General features: G+C 69.2%; 20 protein-coding genes. 11 read left to right on the top strand and 9 right to left on the bottom strand.

Features of this window, described 5'->3' with window-relative positions; all coding sequences use genetic code 11:
- The first annotated feature begins 41 nt into the window (after nt 1–41).
- The 5 genes from BIU99_RS07495 (at nt 42) to BIU99_RS07475 (ending at nt 5528) form a co-directional block, all read left to right on the top strand.
- Nucleotides 42–830 carry a DeoR/GlpR family DNA-binding transcription regulator gene (locus BIU99_RS07495; RefSeq protein WP_064296851.1) on the top strand — a complete coding sequence of 263 codons (789 nt, stop codon included), beginning with the start codon at nt 42–44 and terminating at the stop codon, nt 828–830.
- A 244-nt stretch (nt 831–1074) separates the two neighbouring features.
- Nucleotides 1075–2307: a Gfo/Idh/MocA family protein gene (locus BIU99_RS07490; RefSeq protein ID WP_071260569.1), complete on the top strand. Its 1233-nt coding sequence runs from the start codon at nt 1075–1077 to the stop codon at nt 2305–2307.
- Between the two features lie 23 nt (nt 2308–2330).
- Nucleotides 2331–3665: a sugar ABC transporter substrate-binding protein gene (locus BIU99_RS07485; RefSeq protein WP_254628459.1), complete on the top strand. Its 1335-nt coding sequence runs from the start codon at nt 2331–2333 to the stop codon at nt 3663–3665.
- The gene (locus tag BIU99_RS07480) at nt 3662–4606 is read left to right on the top strand and encodes a carbohydrate ABC transporter permease (RefSeq protein ID WP_079003469.1); all 945 of its coding nucleotides are present in this window, start codon (nt 3662–3664) and stop codon (nt 4604–4606) included. Before BIU99_RS07485 ends, BIU99_RS07480 begins: the two co-directional genes overlap by 4 nt.
- The gene (locus tag BIU99_RS07475) at nt 4599–5528 is read left to right on the top strand and encodes a carbohydrate ABC transporter permease (RefSeq protein WP_079003468.1); all 930 of its coding nucleotides are present in this window, start codon (nt 4599–4601) and stop codon (nt 5526–5528) included. The genes BIU99_RS07480 and BIU99_RS07475 overlap by 8 nt, the downstream gene beginning before the upstream one ends.
- 95 nt (nt 5529–5623) lie before the next feature.
- Here BIU99_RS07475 and BIU99_RS07470 read toward each other — a convergent pair whose 3' ends face one another.
- The 7 genes from BIU99_RS07470 to BIU99_RS07440 all read right to left on the bottom strand — a co-directional run bounded on the left by BIU99_RS07470 (nt 5624) and on the right by BIU99_RS07440 (nt 12744).
- Nucleotides 5624–6823 (bottom strand): acyl-CoA dehydrogenase family protein, encoded by a 1200-nt coding sequence (locus BIU99_RS07470; RefSeq protein ID WP_071260567.1) that lies wholly within the window; start codon nt 6821–6823, stop codon nt 5624–5626.
- On the bottom strand, nt 6820–8001 hold the full coding sequence (locus tag BIU99_RS07465; protein WP_071260565.1) for a hypothetical protein: 1182 nt from the start codon (nt 7999–8001) through the stop codon (nt 6820–6822). The genes BIU99_RS07470 and BIU99_RS07465 overlap by 4 nt, the downstream gene beginning before the upstream one ends.
- Nucleotides 7998–8663 (bottom strand): methionine ABC transporter permease, encoded by a 666-nt coding sequence (locus BIU99_RS07460; RefSeq protein WP_071260563.1) that lies wholly within the window; start codon nt 8661–8663, stop codon nt 7998–8000. Before BIU99_RS07460 ends, BIU99_RS07465 begins: the two co-directional genes overlap by 4 nt.
- The gene (locus BIU99_RS07455) at nt 8656–9822 is read right to left on the bottom strand and encodes a methionine ABC transporter ATP-binding protein (RefSeq protein ID WP_083397243.1); all 1167 of its coding nucleotides are present in this window, start codon (nt 9820–9822) and stop codon (nt 8656–8658) included. The genes BIU99_RS07460 and BIU99_RS07455 overlap by 8 nt, the downstream gene beginning before the upstream one ends.
- A 100-nt stretch (nt 9823–9922) precedes the next feature.
- Entirely contained in the window at nt 9923–10903 is a 981-nt protein-coding gene (locus BIU99_RS07450) for a MetQ/NlpA family ABC transporter substrate-binding protein (protein ID WP_071260561.1), read from the bottom strand.
- 220 nt (nt 10904–11123) lie between these two features.
- Nucleotides 11124–11351, bottom strand: a complete 228-nt coding sequence (locus BIU99_RS07445) for a hypothetical protein (RefSeq protein ID WP_064296845.1) — start codon at nt 11349–11351, stop codon at nt 11124–11126.
- A gap of 121 nt (nt 11352–11472) precedes the next feature.
- On the bottom strand, nt 11473–12744 hold the full coding sequence (locus tag BIU99_RS07440) for a hypothetical protein (RefSeq protein ID WP_071260559.1): 1272 nt from the start codon (nt 12742–12744) through the stop codon (nt 11473–11475).
- Nucleotides 12745–12886: 142 nt separating this feature from the next.
- On the opposite strand from BIU99_RS07440, the gene BIU99_RS07435 reads away from it, so the two are divergent.
- The gene (locus BIU99_RS07435) at nt 12887–14269 is read left to right on the top strand and encodes an MFS transporter (protein ID WP_071260557.1); all 1383 of its coding nucleotides are present in this window, start codon (nt 12887–12889) and stop codon (nt 14267–14269) included.
- A 27-nt stretch (nt 14270–14296) separates the two neighbouring features.
- Here BIU99_RS07435 and BIU99_RS07430 read toward each other — a convergent pair whose 3' ends face one another.
- Nucleotides 14297–14788, bottom strand: a complete 492-nt coding sequence (locus BIU99_RS07430; protein ID WP_071260555.1) for a MarR family winged helix-turn-helix transcriptional regulator — start codon at nt 14786–14788, stop codon at nt 14297–14299.
- 38 nt (nt 14789–14826) lie between these two features.
- On the opposite strand from BIU99_RS07430, the gene BIU99_RS07425 reads away from it, so the two are divergent.
- Both BIU99_RS07425 and BIU99_RS07420 read left to right on the top strand, forming a co-directional pair.
- A complete protein-coding gene (locus tag BIU99_RS07425; protein WP_071260553.1) occupies nt 14827–15069 on the top strand; it encodes a hypothetical protein in 243 nt (80 codons plus the stop codon).
- Nucleotides 15070–15149: 80 nt separating this feature from the next.
- Nucleotides 15150–16187 carry a DUF418 domain-containing protein gene (locus tag BIU99_RS07420; RefSeq protein ID WP_071260551.1) on the top strand — a complete coding sequence of 346 codons (1038 nt, stop codon included), beginning with the start codon at nt 15150–15152 and terminating at the stop codon, nt 16185–16187.
- Nucleotides 16188–16245: 58 nt separating this feature from the next.
- Here the strand turns inward: BIU99_RS07420 and BIU99_RS07415 are convergent, their stop codons facing one another.
- Nucleotides 16246–17043, bottom strand: a complete 798-nt coding sequence (locus BIU99_RS07415; RefSeq protein ID WP_071260549.1) for an NmrA family transcriptional regulator — start codon at nt 17041–17043, stop codon at nt 16246–16248.
- A 79-nt stretch (nt 17044–17122) separates the two neighbouring features.
- On the opposite strand from BIU99_RS07415, the gene BIU99_RS07410 reads away from it, so the two are divergent.
- From BIU99_RS07410 to BIU99_RS19925, 3 genes are all read left to right on the top strand, one after another.
- The gene (locus BIU99_RS07410) at nt 17123–17536 is read left to right on the top strand and encodes a helix-turn-helix domain-containing protein (RefSeq protein ID WP_071260547.1); all 414 of its coding nucleotides are present in this window, start codon (nt 17123–17125) and stop codon (nt 17534–17536) included.
- Between the two features lie 117 nt (nt 17537–17653).
- A complete protein-coding gene (locus tag BIU99_RS07405; RefSeq protein ID WP_064296837.1) occupies nt 17654–18055 on the top strand; it encodes an MmcQ/YjbR family DNA-binding protein in 402 nt (133 codons plus the stop codon).
- A gap of 95 nt (nt 18056–18150) precedes the next feature.
- Complete coding sequence (locus tag BIU99_RS19925) at nt 18151–19659, top strand: hypothetical protein (RefSeq protein WP_071260545.1); 1509 nt, start codon at nt 18151–18153, stop codon at nt 19657–19659.
- Nucleotides 19660–19673: the final 14 nt, after the last annotated feature.

The raw sequence follows: 19673 nt of genomic DNA, 5'->3' as shown, positions 1-19673 counted from the left end.
ATGGTCACAGTACGCCCGACCCGACCGGAAAAGCAGGACAGATGACGCAGCAACAGCGACTCAACGCCCTGCTCGAGCTCGTGAGCGAACGCGGCAATGTGACGATCGCGGAGATCGGCGAAGCGCTCGGCATCTCCGCGGCCACCGCCCGTCGCGACCTGACGGCGCTCGCCGAGCAGCGACTCGTCACGCGGACCCACGGCGGTGCCGCCGCCCTCGGCACCGGCTACGAGCTGCCGCTGCAGTACAAGATCGCCCGCCAGGCGGACGCCAAGATGGCCATCGCGAAGGCCACGGCCGCCTTGATCAACGTCGGCGACGCCGTCGGACTGAACGGCGGCACCACCACGAGCGAGGTCGCGCGGGTGATCGGGCGGAGCGAGCACCTCGTCCGTTCGGACGGCGACGCCTCGGTCACGATCGTGACGAACGCGCTCAACATCGCCTTCGAACTGTCCGTGCGCTCGCACGTGAAGATCGTCGTGACGGGAGGCGTCGCACGACGCCAGTCCTACGAACTCGTGGGCTCGCTCGTCGCGGGGGCGCTCGCCGAGATCGCTCTCGACGTCGCGATCCTGGGCGTCGACGGCTTGAGCGCGCAGTTCGGCGCCACCACCCTCCACGAGGGTGAGGCCTCGGTGAGCCAGGAGTTCGTCAAGGTCGCGAAGCGGGTCATCGTGGTCGCCGACAGCACCAAGATGACGAAGGCGACCTTTGCCCGCATCTGCCCACTCGACCGCATCGACGTGCTCGTCACCGACCAGCCGGTGGATCCGGCGTTCGCCGACGCCCTGGCCGCGGCCGGCGTCGAGCTCATCATCGCCGCCTGAGTCCTCCGCTCCCGGTCACTGAGCCACCCCGCTCCTGGCCACTGAGCCGCCCCCTCCCGGTCACTGAACCGCCCCCTCCCGGTCACTGAGCCTGTCGAAGTGCGCTCCCCATGTTTCGGCGCGGTAAAACCTCTCCACATCAGCCACCCCGTGCTTGCGCCAGCGCTGTGATCGCCTATTGTCATTTCATGATCGTTTTGGCATCATATAAATCAACTTCACGCAAGGAAGCGGATGTGATCGAGTGAGCACTGCACCAGCCACCACCCCCGAAGGCCTCCGGGTCGCCGTCATCGGCACCGGCCAGCGGGCCTACATCGCCGAACACGTCGCCACGAGCCCCACGTCCGCCTCGGTCGTCGCGGCGGTCGACACCACCGAGATCGGTCGCGGTCGGGCACGGCAGCTGTTCGGCGACGACATCGAGGTCCTCGACTCCCACGAGGCGCTCATCGCGCGGGGCGGTGTCGACGCGGCGATCGTGACGACGCCCGACTGGACCCACAAGGAGATCGCGGTCGACCTGCTGCGCGCCGGCATCGCGGTCTATCTGGAGAAGCCACTCGCGATCACGCTCGACGACGCAGACGCGGTCCTCCAGGCCGCCTACGAGTCGCGGACGCCGCTCTACGTCGGGCACAACTTCCGGCATGCCGCCGTCGTCCGGCTCATGCACGAGGTCATCGAGCGCGGCGAGATCGGCGCGGTCAAGTCCGTCTGGGTCCGCCACTTCGTCGGCAACGGCGGCGACTACTACTTCAAGGACTGGCACGCCGACCGCTCGCGCGTGAACTCCCTGCTCCTGCAGAAGGCGAGCCACGACATCGACGTCGTCCACTTCCTCGCCGGCGCGTACACGCAGCGCGTCGTCGCGATGGGCGACCTCGCGGTCTACGGCGACATCGACGACCACGAGGACCGCAGCGGCCAGACCATGGCCGACTGGTTCTCCTACGACAACTGGCCGCCCGAGGCGCAGCGCGGTCTGAACCCCGTGGTCGACGTCGAGGACGTCTCGATGATGCTCATGACCCTCGAGCACGGGATCACCGCCAGCTACGAGCAGTGCCACTTCACCCCCGACTACTGGCGGAACTACACCGTCATCGGGACGCACGGCAGGCTCGAGAACATCGGCGACACCGCCGGTGGCACCGTCAAGGTCTGGAACCGTCGTCGTACCTGGAGCACCGAGGGCGACGTGGAGTACCCGATCGCGGGCGTCGAGGAGGGCCATGCCGACGCCGACCTCGACACGATGAACGAGTTCCTCGCCTTCGTCGCCGAGGGCACCCCCACCACGCTGTCGCCGGTCGCCGCGCGACAGGCCGTCGCCGCCGGAGCCCTCGCCGCTCACTCCCTCCGCAACGGTTCGATCCCGCTCGACGTCCCGCCGCTCGACCCCGCACTCGTCGAGTACTTCTCCTCCCTCACCGCCCGCACCGCACCGCACTCCCTCGACGCCGCCACCCGGTAGCGCACCTCGAAAGGACTCCAGTCATGCCTTCGCCGTTCATGAACCGCAACACCGCATCCGGCGGTCGCGCCCGCCGCCGCGCCGTCCTCAGCGGCATCGGCCTCCTCGCCGCCGCCGCGCTCACCGCCGGCTGCAGCACCGGTGGCGGGGGCGCCACCGGTGGCGAGTACGCCGCCGCCCCGAAGGACCTCAAGGCCGAGATCACCTACGGCGTCTGGGACCAGGCCCAGGTCGAGGCGATCGACGCCAACATCGAGGCCTTCAACAAGGTCTACCCCGACATCACGGTCAACGTGAACGTCACACCCTGGGCCTCGTACTGGTCGAAGCTCCAGACGCAGGCCTCGAGCGACACCCTGCCCGACCTCTTCTGGTTGAACGGGCCGAACTTCCAGGTCTACGCGGCGAACGGCAAGATCGAGCCCATCACCGGGGCCGTGAAGGCCGGCGACATCGACCCGAAGAACTACCCGGAGGCCCTGAACGAGCTGTACTCGCTGGACGACACCCAGTACGGCGTGCCGAAGGACTTCGACACGATCGGTGTCTGGGTCAACACGGCGCTCTTCGAGCAGGCCGGCGTCGCGCTGCCCGCCGACGGCTGGACCTGGGACGACTTCGACACCGCCGCGCAGGAGATCTCGACGAAGCTGAAGGACCAGGGCGTCTATGGTGCCGCCGGCGGCATGGACGGCCAGACCACCTACTACAACACGATCCTGCAGGCCGGTGGCGAGGTCATCAACGCCGACCAGACCGAGTCCGAGTACGACAGCCCCGAGGCCCAGGAAGGGCTCCAGTTCTGGACGGACCTCATCGCGGACGGCTCTTCGCCCAGCATCCAGCAGCTGACGGACACGCCGGCCGACCAGTGGTTCACCTCCGGCAAGCTCGCCATGTACTGGGGCGGCAGCTGGCTGCGTCCACTCGTCGGTGAGTCCGACGTCGCCGCCACCGCCCAGGCCTTCCCGCTGCCGACCGGCAAGGAGCAGGCGACGGTCATCCACGGTGTCTCCAACGTCGTCGCGTCGGCGAGCAAGAACAAGCAGGCTGCACAGGCCCTGCAGGTCTTCCTGGCGAGCGAGGAGGCCCAGCAGCAGCAGGGCGACCTCGGCGCCGTCATCCCCGCCTACACCGGTACGCAGCAGTCGTTCGTCGACTCCTACCCGACGATGAACCTGCAGGTCTTCCTCGACGCTCTCGACTACGCCAAGCCGCTGCCGGTGTCGGAGAACACCGCCGCCTGGAACGCCCTCGAGGTCGAGCTCCTGCCCGACGCGTTCAGCGGTGACAAGCCGGTCGCCGACGTGGCGAAGGATCTCGCCGAGCAGATGAACGCCGCGCTGGCCAAGAAGTGACCGGTCAGACCGTGCTGCGCACCCCGTCGGCGCCACGCTCCTCGCGGAGCGTGGCCCGGCGGGGTGCCGCCCGCGGCGACGGCGCCTGGCCGTGGGTCTTCGTCCTCCCGCTCCTCACCGGCATCGGCGTCTTCTTCATCTGGCCGATGATCCAGACCGCCTACTACTCGTTCACCGAGTGGGGCGTCTTCGGCGGAACGACGTTCACGGGCGTCGAGAACTACGTCCGGTTGTTCGCCGACCCGCGGCTCTACGCCTCCCTCGGCAACACGCTGATCTACACGGCGGTGGTGCTCCTCGGCATCCCGATCGCCGTCTACCTCGCGAGCCTGTTGAACCTCCCCGGCCTGCGGTTCGCGAGCTTCTACCGGGTGCTCTTCTTCCTGCCGTACGTCGCGATGCCGACCGCCGTGGCCATCGTCTGGCGCATCATCTTCAACGGTGATTTCGGCATCCTCAACTACACGCTGTCGCTCGTCGGTGTCGACGGCCCCTACTGGATCAGCACGCCGGGCACCGCGATGTTCGCCGTCGCGATCGTCGGTCTCTGGTCGTCGCTCGGCTTCTCGATGATCATCCTGGCGTCCGGACTCAAGAACATCGCGCCGGAGCTCTACGAGGCGGCCGAGCTCGACGGCGCCACCCGGTGGCGGCAGTTCCGTTCGATCACGGTGCCGCTGCTCACCCCGAGCATCTTCTTCGTCACGATCATCACGGTGATCTCGAGCTTCCAGCTCTTCGACCTGCTGTACGCGATCCTCGGCAGCACCAACCCGGTGCTCCCGAAGAGCATGTCGCTCGTCTACTTCTTCTACGACCAGGGCTTCGTCCAGAACGACAAGGGCTACGCGGCGGCGATCGCGATCGTGATCTTCCTGATCATCGGACTCGTCACGCTCCTGCAGTTCCGGCTCCAGAAACGATGGGTGAACAATGACTGAGCAACTCACCGCCACAGCACCGCTCACCACCCGTGCCGTCACCGTTCCGGGATCGGGTCGTCCGTCCGCCGCGTCCGCGCGACGCCGCGAGGTCGGTCGGCCCGGCCAGCGGCGCGGGTCGCACGTCGTCGCCCATATCGTGCTCGGCGTCGGTGGCCTCATCATGGCGTTCCCGTTCATCTGGCAGATCATCATGTCGCTGTCGACGAACGCGGAGGTGCAGAGCGTGGTCCCCACGTTCTGGCCGGCCGAACTGCAGTGGCAGAACTACGCCGCGGTGTTCGAGCGTCTTCCGTTCCTCGATCAGCTGCGCACGTCGATCGTCATCACGGTGATCAGGACGCTCGCGCAGATCGTCCTCTGCACGATGGCGGGGTACGCGTTCGCACGGATGCGGTTCCGCGGACGCGCGGTGCTGCTCGCCGTGACGCTGTCGATCCTCATGGTGCCGTCGCAGGCGTACCTCATCTCGCAGTACCAGATCGTGCAGGGCTTCGGGTGGCTGAACACCACGCTCGGCATCGTCGCACCCGGCCTGTTCAGCGCGTTCGGAACCTTCCTCATGCGGACGGCGTTCCTGAACCTGCCGACGGAGCTCGAGGAGGCGGCGCGGATCGACGGCGCCGGACCCTTCCAGATCTTCTGGAAGATCATGCTGCCGCTCGCCAAGCCCAGCATCAGCGTCCTCGCCATCACGACCGTGCTGTGGTCGTGGAACGAACTGCTCTGGCCGCTCGTGGTGTCCACGTACGCCAACTCCATGCCGCTCGCCGCCGGTCTCGCGACGCTCTCGAGCGACAAGACGACGGACTACCCGGTGATGATGGCGGCGTCGATCCTCGCGATGGCGCCCGTGCTCATCCTGTTCATCGTCCTCCAGCGCCGGGTGATCGACGGGCTGGCGTTCTCCGGGCTGAAGTAGCACTTCGCCCCGGTCCCTGAGCTTGTCGAAGGGTGGTTCCTGAGCTTGTCGAAGGGCGGTCCCTGAGCCTGTCGAAGGGCGTGACCGGTGGGGCGTCAGGCCTCGCCGGTGCTCCACCAGGAGGCGATCGGCGTCCCGTTCACGACGTGGTCGCCGATCGCCCTCGCCTTGAAGCGGGACGGGTTGTGCGAGGCGATCGTGCGGGCGTTGCGCCAGTGCCGGTCGAGCGCCCGGTGCGTCTCGACGGCACTCGCACCGCCGACGTCGAACAGGGCGGTCGCGGCGTCGAGCACGGCGGGCAGGATCACCAGCTGCGCGCGCGCCGTCGCGAGTTCGACGTCGGCGATCCGTTCCTGGACGAGATCCGGGTCTGCTCCGAGGATCGCCGCGCTCGAACGACCAAGTGCAGCCGTCGCGGCGGCCAGTGCGGCATCGGCGGCGAACGACTTCGCCGACAGCTCGCCGACGACCTCCTGCACGATCGGGTCAGCTTGGGCGGTCGCGGCCGCACCGTGACTGTAGGTCCTGGTCCGAGTCCGGACGAACGCGCCGGCGTCGTCGACGATCGCGCGGCCGATGCCCGTCACCGCCGCGAGCAGGACCAGCTGTACGAACGCGCCGCCATGCGAGGGGCGCTCCGGCTCGCGCCGGGTCACCGTCGACGGTTCGACGGGGACCTCGGTGAAGACGGTGGTGCCGCTGCCCGTCAGTCGCTGGCCGAACCCGGTCCAGTCGTCGATCCGATCGACACCCGCGGCGTCCGTCTCCACGAGCACCGAGACGAACTCGCCGTCCTGCTCAGCGGCGACCCCGACGAGGTCGGCGAACAGCGTCCCCGTGCTGTAGAACTTGGTCCCGTTCAGTCGGAGACCGCCCGGCGTCTCGGTGAGCCGGGTGGCGAGCGAGCCCACCTTCGCGGCCGACCGCTCGTGGCTCGCGTTGCCGACGATGGCTCCGTCGGCCAGTCGGGCCAGACGCGCCTCACGGTCCGCCGACGACGGCGTGTGCAGAGTGCGGTCGATGTAGGAGAAGTGGGAGCGGAACAGCTGCGCGAGGTTCGGGTCGCGCCTGGCCAGCTCGGCGAGGAGCTCGAACAGCTCGCCGTGCGTGGCGGCCTCGCCGCCGTACCGTCGCGGCAGTGTCACGCGGGTGAAGCCCGCCGCTCGGAGCGCCTCCACCTCGGCATACGGCAGCCGGCGCTCTCGCTCCCGTGCGACGGCGTCCCGCCCGAGCTCGTCGAAGAGCGGCGCGAAGCGCTGCGTCAGGTCGCGGTCGACCGTCGCTGTCTCGCTCATGCCCGCTCTCCATCCGTCGGAACGGGCTCGGTCTCGGGCCGCGCCCCCGGAGCCTGCCACTCGGGCAGGGTGCCGTTGAGTTCGAACTGCCCGAGCGCCGCCGAACGCTGGACGGCGGGATTGTGGGAGGCGATCGTCCGGACGTTCCGCCAGTGCCGGTCCAGCGCGGTCGACCGGCCGACAGCGGAGGCACCCCCGACCTCGAACAGGCGGCTGAGCGCGTCGAGGACGAGCGGAAGGACGACCTGCTGGACGCGGAAGACCTCCAGCAGCGCGGACCGGGCGGCGTCGGGATCGGTGGCCGGCCCGTCCAAGGTTCGAGCGGACGTGAGGACGAGCGCGCGGGCCGTGTGCACGACGCTGCTGAGCTGGCCCACGATCGACTGCACGAGCGGATCCTCGCGTGGCCAGTGCTCGCCCGCGTGGCCGACGGTCCGTCGCCTGGCGCGCACGTAGTCGACGGTGTCCTCGAGGGCGCGTTGCGCGATGCCGGCGACGACACCGAGCAGGATGAGCTGTTGGAGTGCGCCCGTCCGGTGCCACGCCGCCGGGTCGCCGCTGTGGACGACGAGGTCGCGCTCGTCCACCGGCACACGGTCGAATGTGGTCGTCCCGCTCCCGGTCAACGGCTGTCCGAAGCCGTCCCAGTCGTCCACCGAGCGGGTTCCCGGATCGTGCGCGGACACGGTCACCGCGACGCGGTCGGTTCCGTCGAGCGCGGACAGGTAGATCCAATCGGCGTAGATGCTGCCGGTCGTGTAGTACTTCGTGCCGGTCACCGTGAGCGACTCGCCGTCGCGGTCGAGGACGGTCTCGAGGTGGGCGGTCGCGTGCCGCTCCGACTGCGCGTTCCCGACGAGGTCGCCGGCGTTCAGCCGGGCGAACCAGAGCTCCCGATAGGTGTGGTCGGGGGAGGCGAGCAGCGCCTCGACGAACAGGATGTGCCCTCGCCAGACGTGCCCGAGGCTCGAGTCGGCCGCCGAGAGGTCGATGAGCCGCTCGAAGAGCTGCTCGAGGGTGAGTCCGCCACCCCCGGATGTGATGGGGACCCTGGCTGCTGCGAAGCCCAGGTGCTTCAGTTCGGCGACCTCGTCGAACAGGAGGCGCCGGTCGGTCTCGCGTGCTATGGCGCCGCCGCGGATGGCGGAGAGGAAGGAGTCGAAGTCGTCGGCGCTCATCGGTGCAGCACCCGCTTCGCCAGCACGTTGCCGAGCAACTGGGCGAGCTGCACGAGCAGGACGAGCGTGACGACCACGAGTCCGACGACGATCCAGTCGAACCGTTGGTAGCCGTAGGTCATGGCGAGGTCACCGAGGCCGCCGCCGCCGAGCACCCCGGCCACGGCCGTCGCATCGACGAGGGCGACGAGGATGTACGTCAGCCCGAGGATGAGCGGGCCGAGCGCTTCGGGCACGACGATCGTGAACAGCACCCGCACGGGGCTCGCACCCATGGCTGCGCCGGCCTCGATGGCGCCCGGTGAGACGGCGACGAGGTTCGACTCGGAGACGCGCCCGATGGCGACGCTCGCGACGAGGATGAGCGGGATCGTCGCCGGAAGCGGTCCGAGGCCGGTGCCGAACACGAGCCGCGTGAGCGGGATGAGCGCGATCGCGACGATGAGGAACGGTACCGGTCGGATGACGTTGATGATGAAGTTCAGGACGCCGAACACGACGCGGTTCTGCAGGAGGTTGCCGGGCCGGCTCGCGTAGAGCAGGAGGCCCAGCAGGATCCCGATGACCGTCGCGACGGCGAAGGACACGGACACCATGAGGCCGGTCTCCCCGATGGCCTTGAGGAGACGCGGGAAGAACGCGTCGGGATCGAAGTCACGCATGGGTGTGCTCCTTCAGGGTGTCGGGGTCCTCGGCGAGCGGTTCATACCCTTCGACAGGCTCAGGGACCGGTGCAGGTTCAGGGACCGGCGTGGACTCAGAGACCGGTGCAGGCTCAGGGACCGGCGCGGTCGGGGCAGGGTCGATCGCGGTGACGGTCGCCGTGGCGCGGAGCCCCGCGATGGCGGCGTCCACGCGGTCGTCCGGTCCGAGCAGCTCGACCGTGAGACTGCCGAACAGTCGCCCCTGCAGTTCGTCGACGCCGCCGAACACGACGTTGAAGTCGATGTCGTTGTCGCGGGCGACCCGCGAGAGGAACGGGTGGTTGGTGTCGCGGTCCTCGACGTGCAGCTGGACGAGGCGCCCGTGGTGCACGGCTCGGATCTTCGCGAGCACCTCCTCGGAGGGGATGTGGTGGAGCACCGACGAGACGAAGCGTCGCGCTGTCGCGGTGCGTGGCGCCGAGAACACCTCGTACACGCTGCCCTGCTCCACCACCTCGCCGTCCTCCATGACGGCGACCCGATCGGCGAGTTCGCGGATGACGTCGATCTCGTGGGTGACGAGCAGGATCGTGACGCCGTACTCCTCGTTCACCCGCCGAAGGAGTTCGAGGACCTCGCCGGTCGTCTGCGGGTCGAGGGCGCTGGTGGCCTCGTCGGAGATGAGGATCTCCGGGCGGGTGGCGAGGGCGCGGGCGATGCCGACCCGCTGCTTCTGCCCACCGGAGAGCTGCGACGGGTAGGCGAGCGCCTTGTCGCTCAGCCCGACGAACGCGAGCAGTTCTTCGACGCGGTCGAGGATCTCGGCGTCCGGCACCTTCGCGAGTTTGAGCGGGTAGGCGATGTTCTTGTAGACGGTCCGAGACTCCAGGAGGTTGAACTGCTGGAAGATCATGCCGATCCGTTGACGCGCGGCGTACAGCGCCTGCCCGGCGAGCGCGGAGATCTCGAGGCCCTCGACGACCACCCGTCCGCTCGTCGGCCGCTCGAGGGCGTTGACGGTGCGCAGGAGCGTTGACTTCCCGGCGCCGGAGTACCCGACGATGCCGAAGATCTCGCCCCGCTCGACCGTCAGGTCGACGTTCCGCAGCGCCTCGAAGGCGCGGCCCTTCACCTCGAACGTCTTGCTGACGTCCTCGAAGACGATTGCTGTGTTCATCACCTGCTCCTCTCGCGGGAGGGCCGTCCGGGAGACCCCGGACGGCCACTGCGTGGTGGCGGCCGGTCATCGCGGGAGGCGATGACCGGCCGCCGTCGTCCTACTCGGCTTCGGCTTGGAGCTCGGCGAGCTTGTCGCGGAGGTCCTTCACCGGAACCTTCACGAGGATCGAGTTCCCGGCGAACTCGTCGTCGAGCGCCTCGGCGACGCGCGGGTCGGCGTAGGTGTCCTCGAGGATCTTCCAGGCCGGGTTGTCCTTGTCCTCGTCGCGGGTGGCGATGACGTTGACGTAGGGCAGGTTCTTCTCGGAGAGCGAGTCGTCGAGGAAGAGCGCGTCGTCCTTCGTGATGCCCTGGCTCGGGTCGAAGTAGGAGGTCCCGACGACGACGGCTGCGAGCGACGGGTCGTCGAACTGCTGCGGGATGCTCGTCGCCGGCAGCGGCACGAACTGGAGGTTCTTGTCGTTCGCGGTGACGTCCTCGACCGTCGGGAAGTTCCCCGCGTCCGCTGCGATCTCGATGAGTCCGGCCGCAGCCAGGATGTTCAGGGCACGACCGCCGTTGGACGGGTCGTCCGGGATCGCGATGCGCGCGCCGTCGGCGAGGTCCTCGACGTCGGTGAGTGTCTTCGAGAAGATCCCCCACTGCGTGATGACGGTCGAGAACACCGGCGTCAGGTCGGCGTCGTTCTCCGCGTTGAAGGCCGAGAGGTAGAGGATGTGCTGGAAGGCGTTCGCGTCGACGGTGCCGGCGACGAGTTCGGTGTTGGGCAGGACCCAGTCCTTCACGTTCACCCACTCGACGTCGAGGCCCTTCTCGGCGGCGACCTCCTTGACGGCGTCCTGGAACTGCGTGTCCTCGGACACCGCGATCTTCACGCTGAGACGCTCGGCGGGTGCGCCGGAACCGGTCGCCGCGTCGGCGGTACCGTTCTGGCCACCGACGACGACCGAGACGACGACGGCGATCGCGGCGACGGCGACGGCCGCGACACCGCCGATCAGCAGGTTCCGGCGCTTCCGCTTGCCGGAGGCGATCGACGCCCGCAATTCGCTCGGTTCTGGTCCCGTGTGCTCACTCATGATGGTCCTCGGCTCTGTCTGTGGGTGCACTGGTGCGTGCACGGAGCCAGTCTCCACAGGCATGCGGAGTGACGCCCGTTGCGTTACCGCGGACCGTCACCGTTCGAGATGAAACGTAAACGCGCAGCACGGACGGGCGATCATCCCTAGACTGCGGCGCTCCGCACCTCCGGTCCCTGGACGCGCCTCTTGCGGTCCCTGAGCTTGTCGAAGGGTGGGGTCAGGCGGGGTGGATGAAGTTGCTGCGGCGGCGGGCGAGGCGTCGCCCGGCGAGCTGATCGAAGATCGGGCAGTCGGGTGAGGGGAGCGGCGAGCCGTGCTCGGTCGTCGCTCCGGCCAGGCGGGTCTGCTCGGGAGGAGAGGACGTCACCCGCGCGTCGAACCCGTGGGTGAGCGTCGTGAAGATCGGGGACGGGGAGAGCGGCTGGCGCGCGGACGAGCTGGGCACGGGATCCTCTCAGGGGTCGATTGGAGACTGCGCGATCCGGTGGGCCCGCCTCACGACAGCGATACTCATATTCTAGAACATGAATGAGGCGTGAACGGCCAGGCTCGGCACGTCGCGAGGGTCACCCGACGTCGTATCGCGCCAGCGCGTCCGCGTCCTGGGCGATCCGAGAGGCCCGACGGGCGGCGTCGAGCGCCTCGACCGGATCGTCGACCGCTGCCGCCTCCGCGAGTGCGAGCTGCCGCTGTGCCTCGGCGAGGCGGGTCCTCGCGTCGGCACCGACCCTGCCTCGGTGCGCGGAGATCACGTCGACGGCGACGCGGATGTTGCTGTCCGCGGTGAACAACGCCCCGCGCATCGCCTCGCGTGCGTTGTCGAGACGTTGCTGCGTGCTGCGGGCGGTCGCGAGAGCTGCGTCGAGGTCGATGTCGGCTGCGCGAACCACCTCGAGACGTCGCATCGGATCGGGCAGGACGCGGTCGCCGTCCGGGGATGTGGTCGACTCCGCCTCCAGAAGTGCGCGGTTCGCCCGCTCGACGGCGGTCGCGATGACGGCGGCTGTCTCCGCGCGTTCCACCGTCGCACCCAACGCCTCCGCTTCGGCGATCACCGTGCGGAGCTCACGCCCCGCTGCGGCGAGTTCGGTCTCCGCCGCGGCGATGCCCGCGAGCGAACGCTCGACGGCGTCCAACCGGTCCTCCGCCTGCTGCAGCTCGCGCCCCAGGGCGTGCAGTGCCGCGGCGGCCGGTCGGCCGGTGTCGATCCGATCCTTCGTCGTCGTCGCATCGTCGGTCGCCTGGTCGACCGTGTCCTGCGCGGTCCGGCGAAGTACCCGGGCGTCCTCGACGGCGCTCGCCGCATAGCGCTCGGCCGCGGAGGCGATCGCGAGGCCGGTGGTGGTGAGTCGTTCGCGCGCGCGTTCGATGCGTCGCTCGAGCTGGTCGAGGAGGTCGGGGGCCGAACGCTCCGCTCCACGGCGCTCGTCGAAGCCGCGCAGTCGGGCGCTCAGGGTGCGTTCGACGTCCTCGCAGACGCTGATGATCCGCTCGTTCCAGGCGCGACGCTGCGCCTCCGTGTCGGCGATCTCGTCCTCGAGCGACTGACGGAGCCGGAACGCCTCCCCGAGCGCCGAGCGCGCCGAGGCGACGTCGGCGGCATACCCGCGGGCGGCTTCACGTCCGAACTCCGCTTCGGCGAATCCGACCTCGTCCTCGGCCTCGCGGACCGCGTCGTCGGTGCGGACGAGGGCGATGCCCGCCCGGCGGTGGAGGTCGTCGATGGAGGCGACGGGGGTCTTCGGATTGCGCCGACGCAGCAGGGTGACGAGCAACCACACGATGATGCCGACGCCGCCGAACACGATGAGCGAGGGGAGCCACCACAGGTCGTCCATGGGCTCCAGTCTATGAACGCGGAACGGGCGTCGGCTGGGAAGGACGTGGCGTCGGGCGTCGGTCGTCGACGGTGTTCCGACGCCTGTCGAGCTTCCTCGGGATCGCGCTCGACACGTCGGTCCGCGGGGCTACCCTGAACCCATGACCCGCCAGCAGCGCCTCGTGCTCACGATCGCGATCCTCTCCTCGTTCGTGGCGTTCCTCGACGGCTCGGTCGTGAACGTCGCGCTCCCTGCGATGACCGAGGAACTCGGCGGTGGGCTCATCGTGCAGCAGTGGGTGGTCGACGCCTACCTGATCACCCTCGGGTCGCTCATCCTGCTCGCGGGCTCGCTCTCCGACGCGTTCGGGCGCATCCGCATCCTCCGCATCGGGCTCATCGGCTTCGGTGTCACCTCGATCCTGTGCGCGGTCGCACCGACCGCCGAGGTGCTCATCATCGCGCGGCTGCTGCAGGGTGGTGCCGCCGCGTTGCTCGTCCCGAGCTCGCTCGCCATCATCATCTCGACCTTCAGCGGCGTCGCGCAGGGCAAGGCGATCGGCACCTGGACGGCGTGGACGGGAGCCGCGGGCATCACCGGCCCGCTGCTCGGTGGCGTGCTCGTCGACACGCTGTCCTGGCGCCTCATCTTCGCCATCAACATCGTTCCGATCCTCGTGACCCTGTGGCTCATGATGCGCACCGATCGCGTACCCGAGCCGGAGCACCGTCCCCGCATCGACGTGGTCGGCGCGGTGCTCGGCGCCGTCGGGCTCGGCGGCCCTGTCTTCGCGCTCATCGAGCAGGAGCGCTACAGCTGGTCGAGCCCGATGCTGCTCGTGCCGCTCATCGGCGGGCTCGTGTCGTTCGTCGCATTCCTCTGGTGGGAGCGCCGCCACCCCGACCCGATGCTGCCGCTGTCGCTCTTCCGCGTGCGGAACTTCGGCTACGGCAACATCGCGACCGTCTTCATCTACGGTGCCCTCTCGCTCGGCTTCTTCGCCATCGCGGTCTTCATCCAGCAGACGGCGGGCTTCAGTGCCACGCTGGCGGGCATCGCGACGCTGCCGCCGACGCTCGTCATGCTCGCGTTGTCGTCGTGGTTCGGCAAGCTGGCCGGCAAGCACGGACCGCGGCTGTTCATGACGGTCGGACCGATCATCGCCGGCGTCGGCTTCCTCCTGATGATGGGTGCGCAGCAGGATCTGAACTACTGGGTGCAGCTGTTCCCGGGCATCCTGCTCGTCGGTCTCGGCCTTGCGATCACGGTCGCGCCGCTCACCGCGGGCATCCTCGGATCGATCGACCCGGCCCATGCGGGCATCGGATCGGCGGTCAACAACGCGGTGTCGCGCGTCGCGGGCCTCGTGTCGATCGCGCTGGTCGGCATCATCGCCGGTGGCGCGCTCGGCGTCGACGGGTTCCCGCGGGTGGTCCTGGCGACCGCCGTGTTCATGTTCGTCGGTGGCGTGGTGTCGTTCGTCGGCATCCGGAACCCGCGAACCGCGACCGCACCGGAGACGACGACCTCGTCGCGGGCCTGATGACCTCGCCGGGCGCCGGGATCTCGATCAGAGCGGGTCGGCACCCGTGACGGCGGGCGCGGTGGTGGCAGCCCCGATCACCGCGTGGAGCATCTCGCGGAGCTGGGTGAGGTGCTCGGCGTCCATGCGGAGCTCGTTCATGACCCGGTGTGGGATGGCCTCCGCCTGGGTGCGGAGCTCACGGCCGGCAGTGGTGAGCGAGACGTCGAGGACGCGCTCGTCGAGTCGGCTGCGGTCGCGTCGGACGAGCCCTGCGGTCTCGAGGCGCTTGAGGAGCGGGGACAACGTCGCCGGCTCGAGCTGCAGTGCCCCGCCGAGGTCCTTGACCGAGCGCGGGCTGTGCTGCCAGAGCGCGAGCATCACGAGGTACTGCGGATGGGTGAGACCGAGCGGTTCGAGGATCGGTCGGTAGAGCGAGATGACGCTGCGCGACGCGACGGCGAGCGCGAAGCAGACCTGGTTCTCGAGCTGGAGCAGATCGTCGGCCGTGGCGACGGTGGTGGATTCGTTGGCGGTCACGGTCCCATCGTACCCAAATGATTAGTACACTCATCAATATGAGCGAGAAACGATCCTTCCGGGAGTCCGTGCGCGAGGCCGGTGGTCTGTACGGCTGGGTGAACGGCCGCATGTGGAAGGTGCTCGGACCGCCGCCCCTCGGTCCCTACAACGAGGAGCCGTTGCCGCCGGCCGCACAGTCGGGGTGCCCGATCTGCGGCCACGCCATGTCCGAGCACATCGTCGACCGCACGACCGGCCCGCGTACGCAGCTGCACTGCCCGAAGGCCCCGGCCGTCTGAGGCGATCTCCATCCCGGGTGGCAGGACGTCATCCCGTGGGTGCATGCGGTGCCCCACCACAGCTGCTGAACTGGTGATATATGTCTCAGGTCAACATTTCCTCCGCGCCGCCGATCCCGTCCACCGACGACGCCTCATCGCGTCGGTGGCACCTCATCGACGCCCTCCGTGGGTTCGCTCTCGTCGGGATCCTCTTCGTCAACGTCCCCGACATCACACGGCTCGGCAGCGACATCCCGTTCGACCGACGACAGTCGACGCTCATGGACACCGTGCTCGAGTTCGCGGTGCAGACGCGGTTCGTCCCCATCTTCGCCTTCCTCTTCGGGCTGAGTGCAATGCTGGTGATCCAGTCCGCCCGCCGCCGCGGCACCGGCGCGCTCGTCCCGATGCTGCTGCGTCTCGGAACACTTCTCCTCATCGGGATCGCGCACGGGTTCCTCTACCCGGGGGAGATCCTCCGCGAGTACGCGATCTGCGGGATCCTCATGCTCCCCCTCATGCTGTGGTTGCCGCGCTGGGCGTTGCTCTGGTCCGGCGTCGTGCTCACCGTCGCCGCGTATGCGGTCACCGGTGGTGGCCTCACCACCCTGCCCGGACTGTTCCTCGCCGGTGCGGGGGCGGCGGCGTACGGCTTGCCGAAGGTGCTCGACGCCGGCGGACGGCCCGTGTGGATCACCTTCCTCGTGGCGACGGCCCTCGCCGTCCCGGCCATCGTGTGGCAGACCACCGAGCCCGGCGACCCACGGTTCACGAACGCCGGTGGGATCGCGGGCGGGATCCTGGCCGTCGTGTACGTCACCGGATTCGCGTTGCTCTGGCAGACACCGGTGCGTCGAGTCCTCGCAGCCGTCTTCGAACCCCTCGGCCGCATGGCGCTCACCAACTACCTCGCCGCGAGCGCCGTGTTCGTCGTCGTCGGCCTGCTCGTCCCCTTCCGGGAGATCGACGACCTGGCCGCGGTGAGCGTCGGAGCACTCGCGCTCATCGCGGTGCAGTCGGTGCTCAGTCGCCTCTGGCTGCGGCACTACCGCTACGGGCCGGTCGAGTGGGTCTGGCGGATGGCCACCTGGCGTCGCGCCGTCCCGCTACGGGGTGCTGCGCTGCCAGCCGCCTGAGCGCTGAGTCGCCCGGAACTGCGCGGTTTGGGCTCGGATTCGTGCAGTTCCGGGCGACTCAGCGGGGCGGAAGGGAGGCGGCGGCGACCGCGACCGTGTCCGCCGGTTCGCGTCCGAGCAGGGTTCGGAGGTCGTCGCCCGCGCCGTCGAGGAATCCGTGCCGGACGCCGGTGAAGATCGACATCAGCATGGCGGGTTGGAACGGCTTGAGTGCGGCCTCAGCCAGCGCCGTCCGCTGCTCGGCGAGGGAGACGGTGCGGTGCGGGACGGCCAGCCGATCGGCCACCTGCGCGGCCGTGATCGGTTCGCCCACGAGGTCGTAACCGCGACCGACGTGGTCCGACGGGGACATCGCGACGACGGCCGCGGCTTCAGCGAGGTCGGCTCGTGCGACGGCGGCGAGCGCCCCGTCGCCGAACGCCGAGCCGAGCGAGTCGCCCGACCAGGACAGGAGCGACCCGAACAGTTCGGCGTACAGGCCGTTCCGCAGGATCGTCCAGGACAGGCTGCTGCGCTGCAGCCGACGCTCGGTCCACCGGTGCGCGAGCGCGAACGCGAGGTGGTCTCCGGCCGAGGTGAGGCTCGTGTACACGACGTGCTGCACCCTGTCCCGCTCGGCCGCGGTGATCGCCGTCTCGTGTCGGGCGATCACGACGTCGTCCTCGGCTTCGCCCGCCGATACGAGGACGAGCGTGTCGACCCCGACGAAGGAGACGGTGTCGGGGTCGTCGAAGTCGATCCGTCGTGCGCCGCCCTGTCCGCTGCGGTTGCTCGCGAGCGGTGCGGCCCCACGGGTGGTGAGCGCATCGGCGATCGCGCCGCCGAGTTGGCCGGTGGTTCCGGTGACGAGGATCATTTCAGGGCCTTTCGGTGTTCGGATTGATGACTCGGACGAGTCTGCGTCCCCTGTTCCGGCCCCACAAGAAGGCACTTCCATGTCACTCACGCACACCGCGGTAACCGCCGACCTCGAACCCTGCGGCAAGGAGGACCACCCGGACTGCGGCATCCGGGACGTCCTCGACCGAATCGGAGACACCTGGTCGGTCCTCCTCGTCGTCGAGCTCGCGTCGGGCGATCGCCGGTTCCGTGAGCTCCAGCGGGCGATCGACGGGATATCCCAACGCATGCTGACGCTGACCCTCCGCAGACTCGAACGCGACGGCCTCGTCGACCGGACCGTGTACCCGACGGTGCCCGCGCAGGTGTCCTATGCCCTCACCCCGTCCGGTGCGGGGCTCTCCCACCTGATCAAGACGCTCGCCGACTGGTCGCTCGAGCAACGGCCGGCGATCGCGGCGTCACGCTCGGCGTACGACGCCGCCCACCCGGGGCACCGCATCCGATGATCGCTGTCGCGCCTCGCACCGAGAGTGCTCGTTCTGTTGTCTGAAGCGCCAAGCAAGCGCAGAACAGGCACGCTCGATGGGCTGTCGCGTGATGCCCGCGCGGAGTAGCGTCGGTGCATGGAGCATCCGATCGTGCACGAACCCGACGACCCGTTCGTCGAACGTGTCAGACGGTTGTGCCTCGCCTATCCGGAGGCCGTCGAAACGTTCGGCCACGGACGCCCACGGTTCAAGGCGGGCAAGCGCGTGTTCGTGACCGTCGGGTCGGAGATGCGCATCCCGCACAGCATCACGTTCACGCCGGCCGAGGAGGAGCGCGGCGCCTGGCTCGAGGACAGGCGGTTCTGGTCGCCGAAGTACGACGGCCCGTCGGGGAAGCTCGCGTTCGACGCCGGTCTCGACGGCGACGACAGCCGCACGCTCGACGACGTCGACTGGGCGCTGATCGCCGAACTCATCGACACCTCGTACCGGCAGGTCGCCCTCCAGCGACAGCTCCGGGCGCTCGATGCACGCTGACCGGGGGCCGGCCCGGCCGCGGCAGCATCTCGGAAGGGCCGTGCGAGACTGGCGACCGGGGGAGCGTCATCGAGACGCATCGGAAGTGGGGAGCCATGAGCGACGGGGGCGCAGCCGGGGCATCGTCGGAGCGCGATGACGCCGAGGTGAGCGACGTCGGACCCGTCGTCGCGACCTCGACCGTGGCGACCTCGTCCGAGCCCGACGACGCGTCAACGGACCCGCAGTACCCCGCCGGCCGATCGCCGCGCGTCGCATTCCTGATCGCGTACCTCACCCGCTCCCTCGACCTCGCCGTCTCGGCCGTCCTGATCGTCGGCGTCGGGGGCGTCATCACCACCCTGTTCAACCTCATCGGCCAGGGTCTGCGTCCCGAACCGCCCACCGGGTCGTACGGCCCGGACGCACCGATCGTGCTCGGCGGACCGTCGGAAGCGGAGCTCTGGTACCAGATGCTCGGCTCGCTCGGCGGGTGGATCCTCGTCGCCGTCGGCGTCATGCTCGTGATCGTCCAACCCGTGATGGAGGTCATCCGTCGCGTGACACCCTCTCGCGGGCTCGCCTACCTGGGCGGCCTGACGGCGGTCGTGGGCGCCGGGATCGGCTTCGGCGTCTTCGTGATCTTCGGGATCTCGCCGTGGACGTGGCTGGGTGCCAACCTGGGATCAGCGCTCGCGTTCCTCCTCTTCGGGCTCATCGCCTACGGCATCCCCGTGCTGATGGTCGCCGCGGTCATCATGCTCCTCACGTTCGCCATCGGCCGCCGGCGGGTGCGGGTCGTGACCGCTGGGCTCGCCGGACTCGTCGTCGTCGCCGTCATCGTTGCGTCGACCGGCGCGTTCCGTCCGCCGCCCGCGCGTGAGGTGGCCGCAGCGCAACGCTCAGAGGCTGTGGACGGATTCACCCGCGCGCTCGCCGACATCGACGGGATCGCCGACATCGAGGTCGTCGGTCACGGTGCGACGGTGACGATGTCGCTCGACGCCGGCGTCGGGCAGGTGCTCGGCGCGGCAGACGCGGCGAAGCGGGCCGGCGAGGAGCTCGAGGGGATCGCGATCGTCGTAATCCAGCGGGAGGCCGACCCGACATCGCTGGCCCAGCAACAGGATCCGCCGCGCGGTCCGTGGCGTGTACAGCTCGTGCCGAGCGATCAGAGCATCGACGAGCTCGCCGACGAACTGCAGCAGCTGATGCTGACGGAGCGGCTGCAGGTGTCGATCGCCGTCACGGAGGGGGCACCGCTCATCACCGTCTTCTCCATGGACACCCTTCCCGCTGCGGTCAGGGAACTCCGGGCGATCTACCCGGACGGCGCGCACTACCGCGTGCCGGAACGCTTCTCCATGGCGGACGACCCGAGCGAGCTGAGCATGCCGATGGTCGACGCCATCCTCGCCGTGGTCGAGGCCACCCCCGGCGTCGAGATCGAGGTGACGACGCAACCGAAGCTCTGGATCACCGACGTGACGCCTGAGCAGGGCGCCGCGATCGTCGCCATCCTGCAGGACCCGGCGCTCGTCGGGACGAGTCCGTCCGGATATCCGGTCGACTACTCGATCAACACCTCCGGTACCGACGTGTACCTCGAGGGCACCTTCGGCTGAGCCGCTGCCGGTAG

This window comes from Plantibacter sp. MMLR14_011, from assembly GCF_001865025.1.
In the GTDB taxonomy this organism is placed as follows: domain Bacteria; phylum Actinomycetota; class Actinomycetes; order Actinomycetales; family Microbacteriaceae; genus Plantibacter; species Plantibacter flavus_A.
This window is presented reverse-complemented; position numbering and strand designations above follow the sequence as displayed.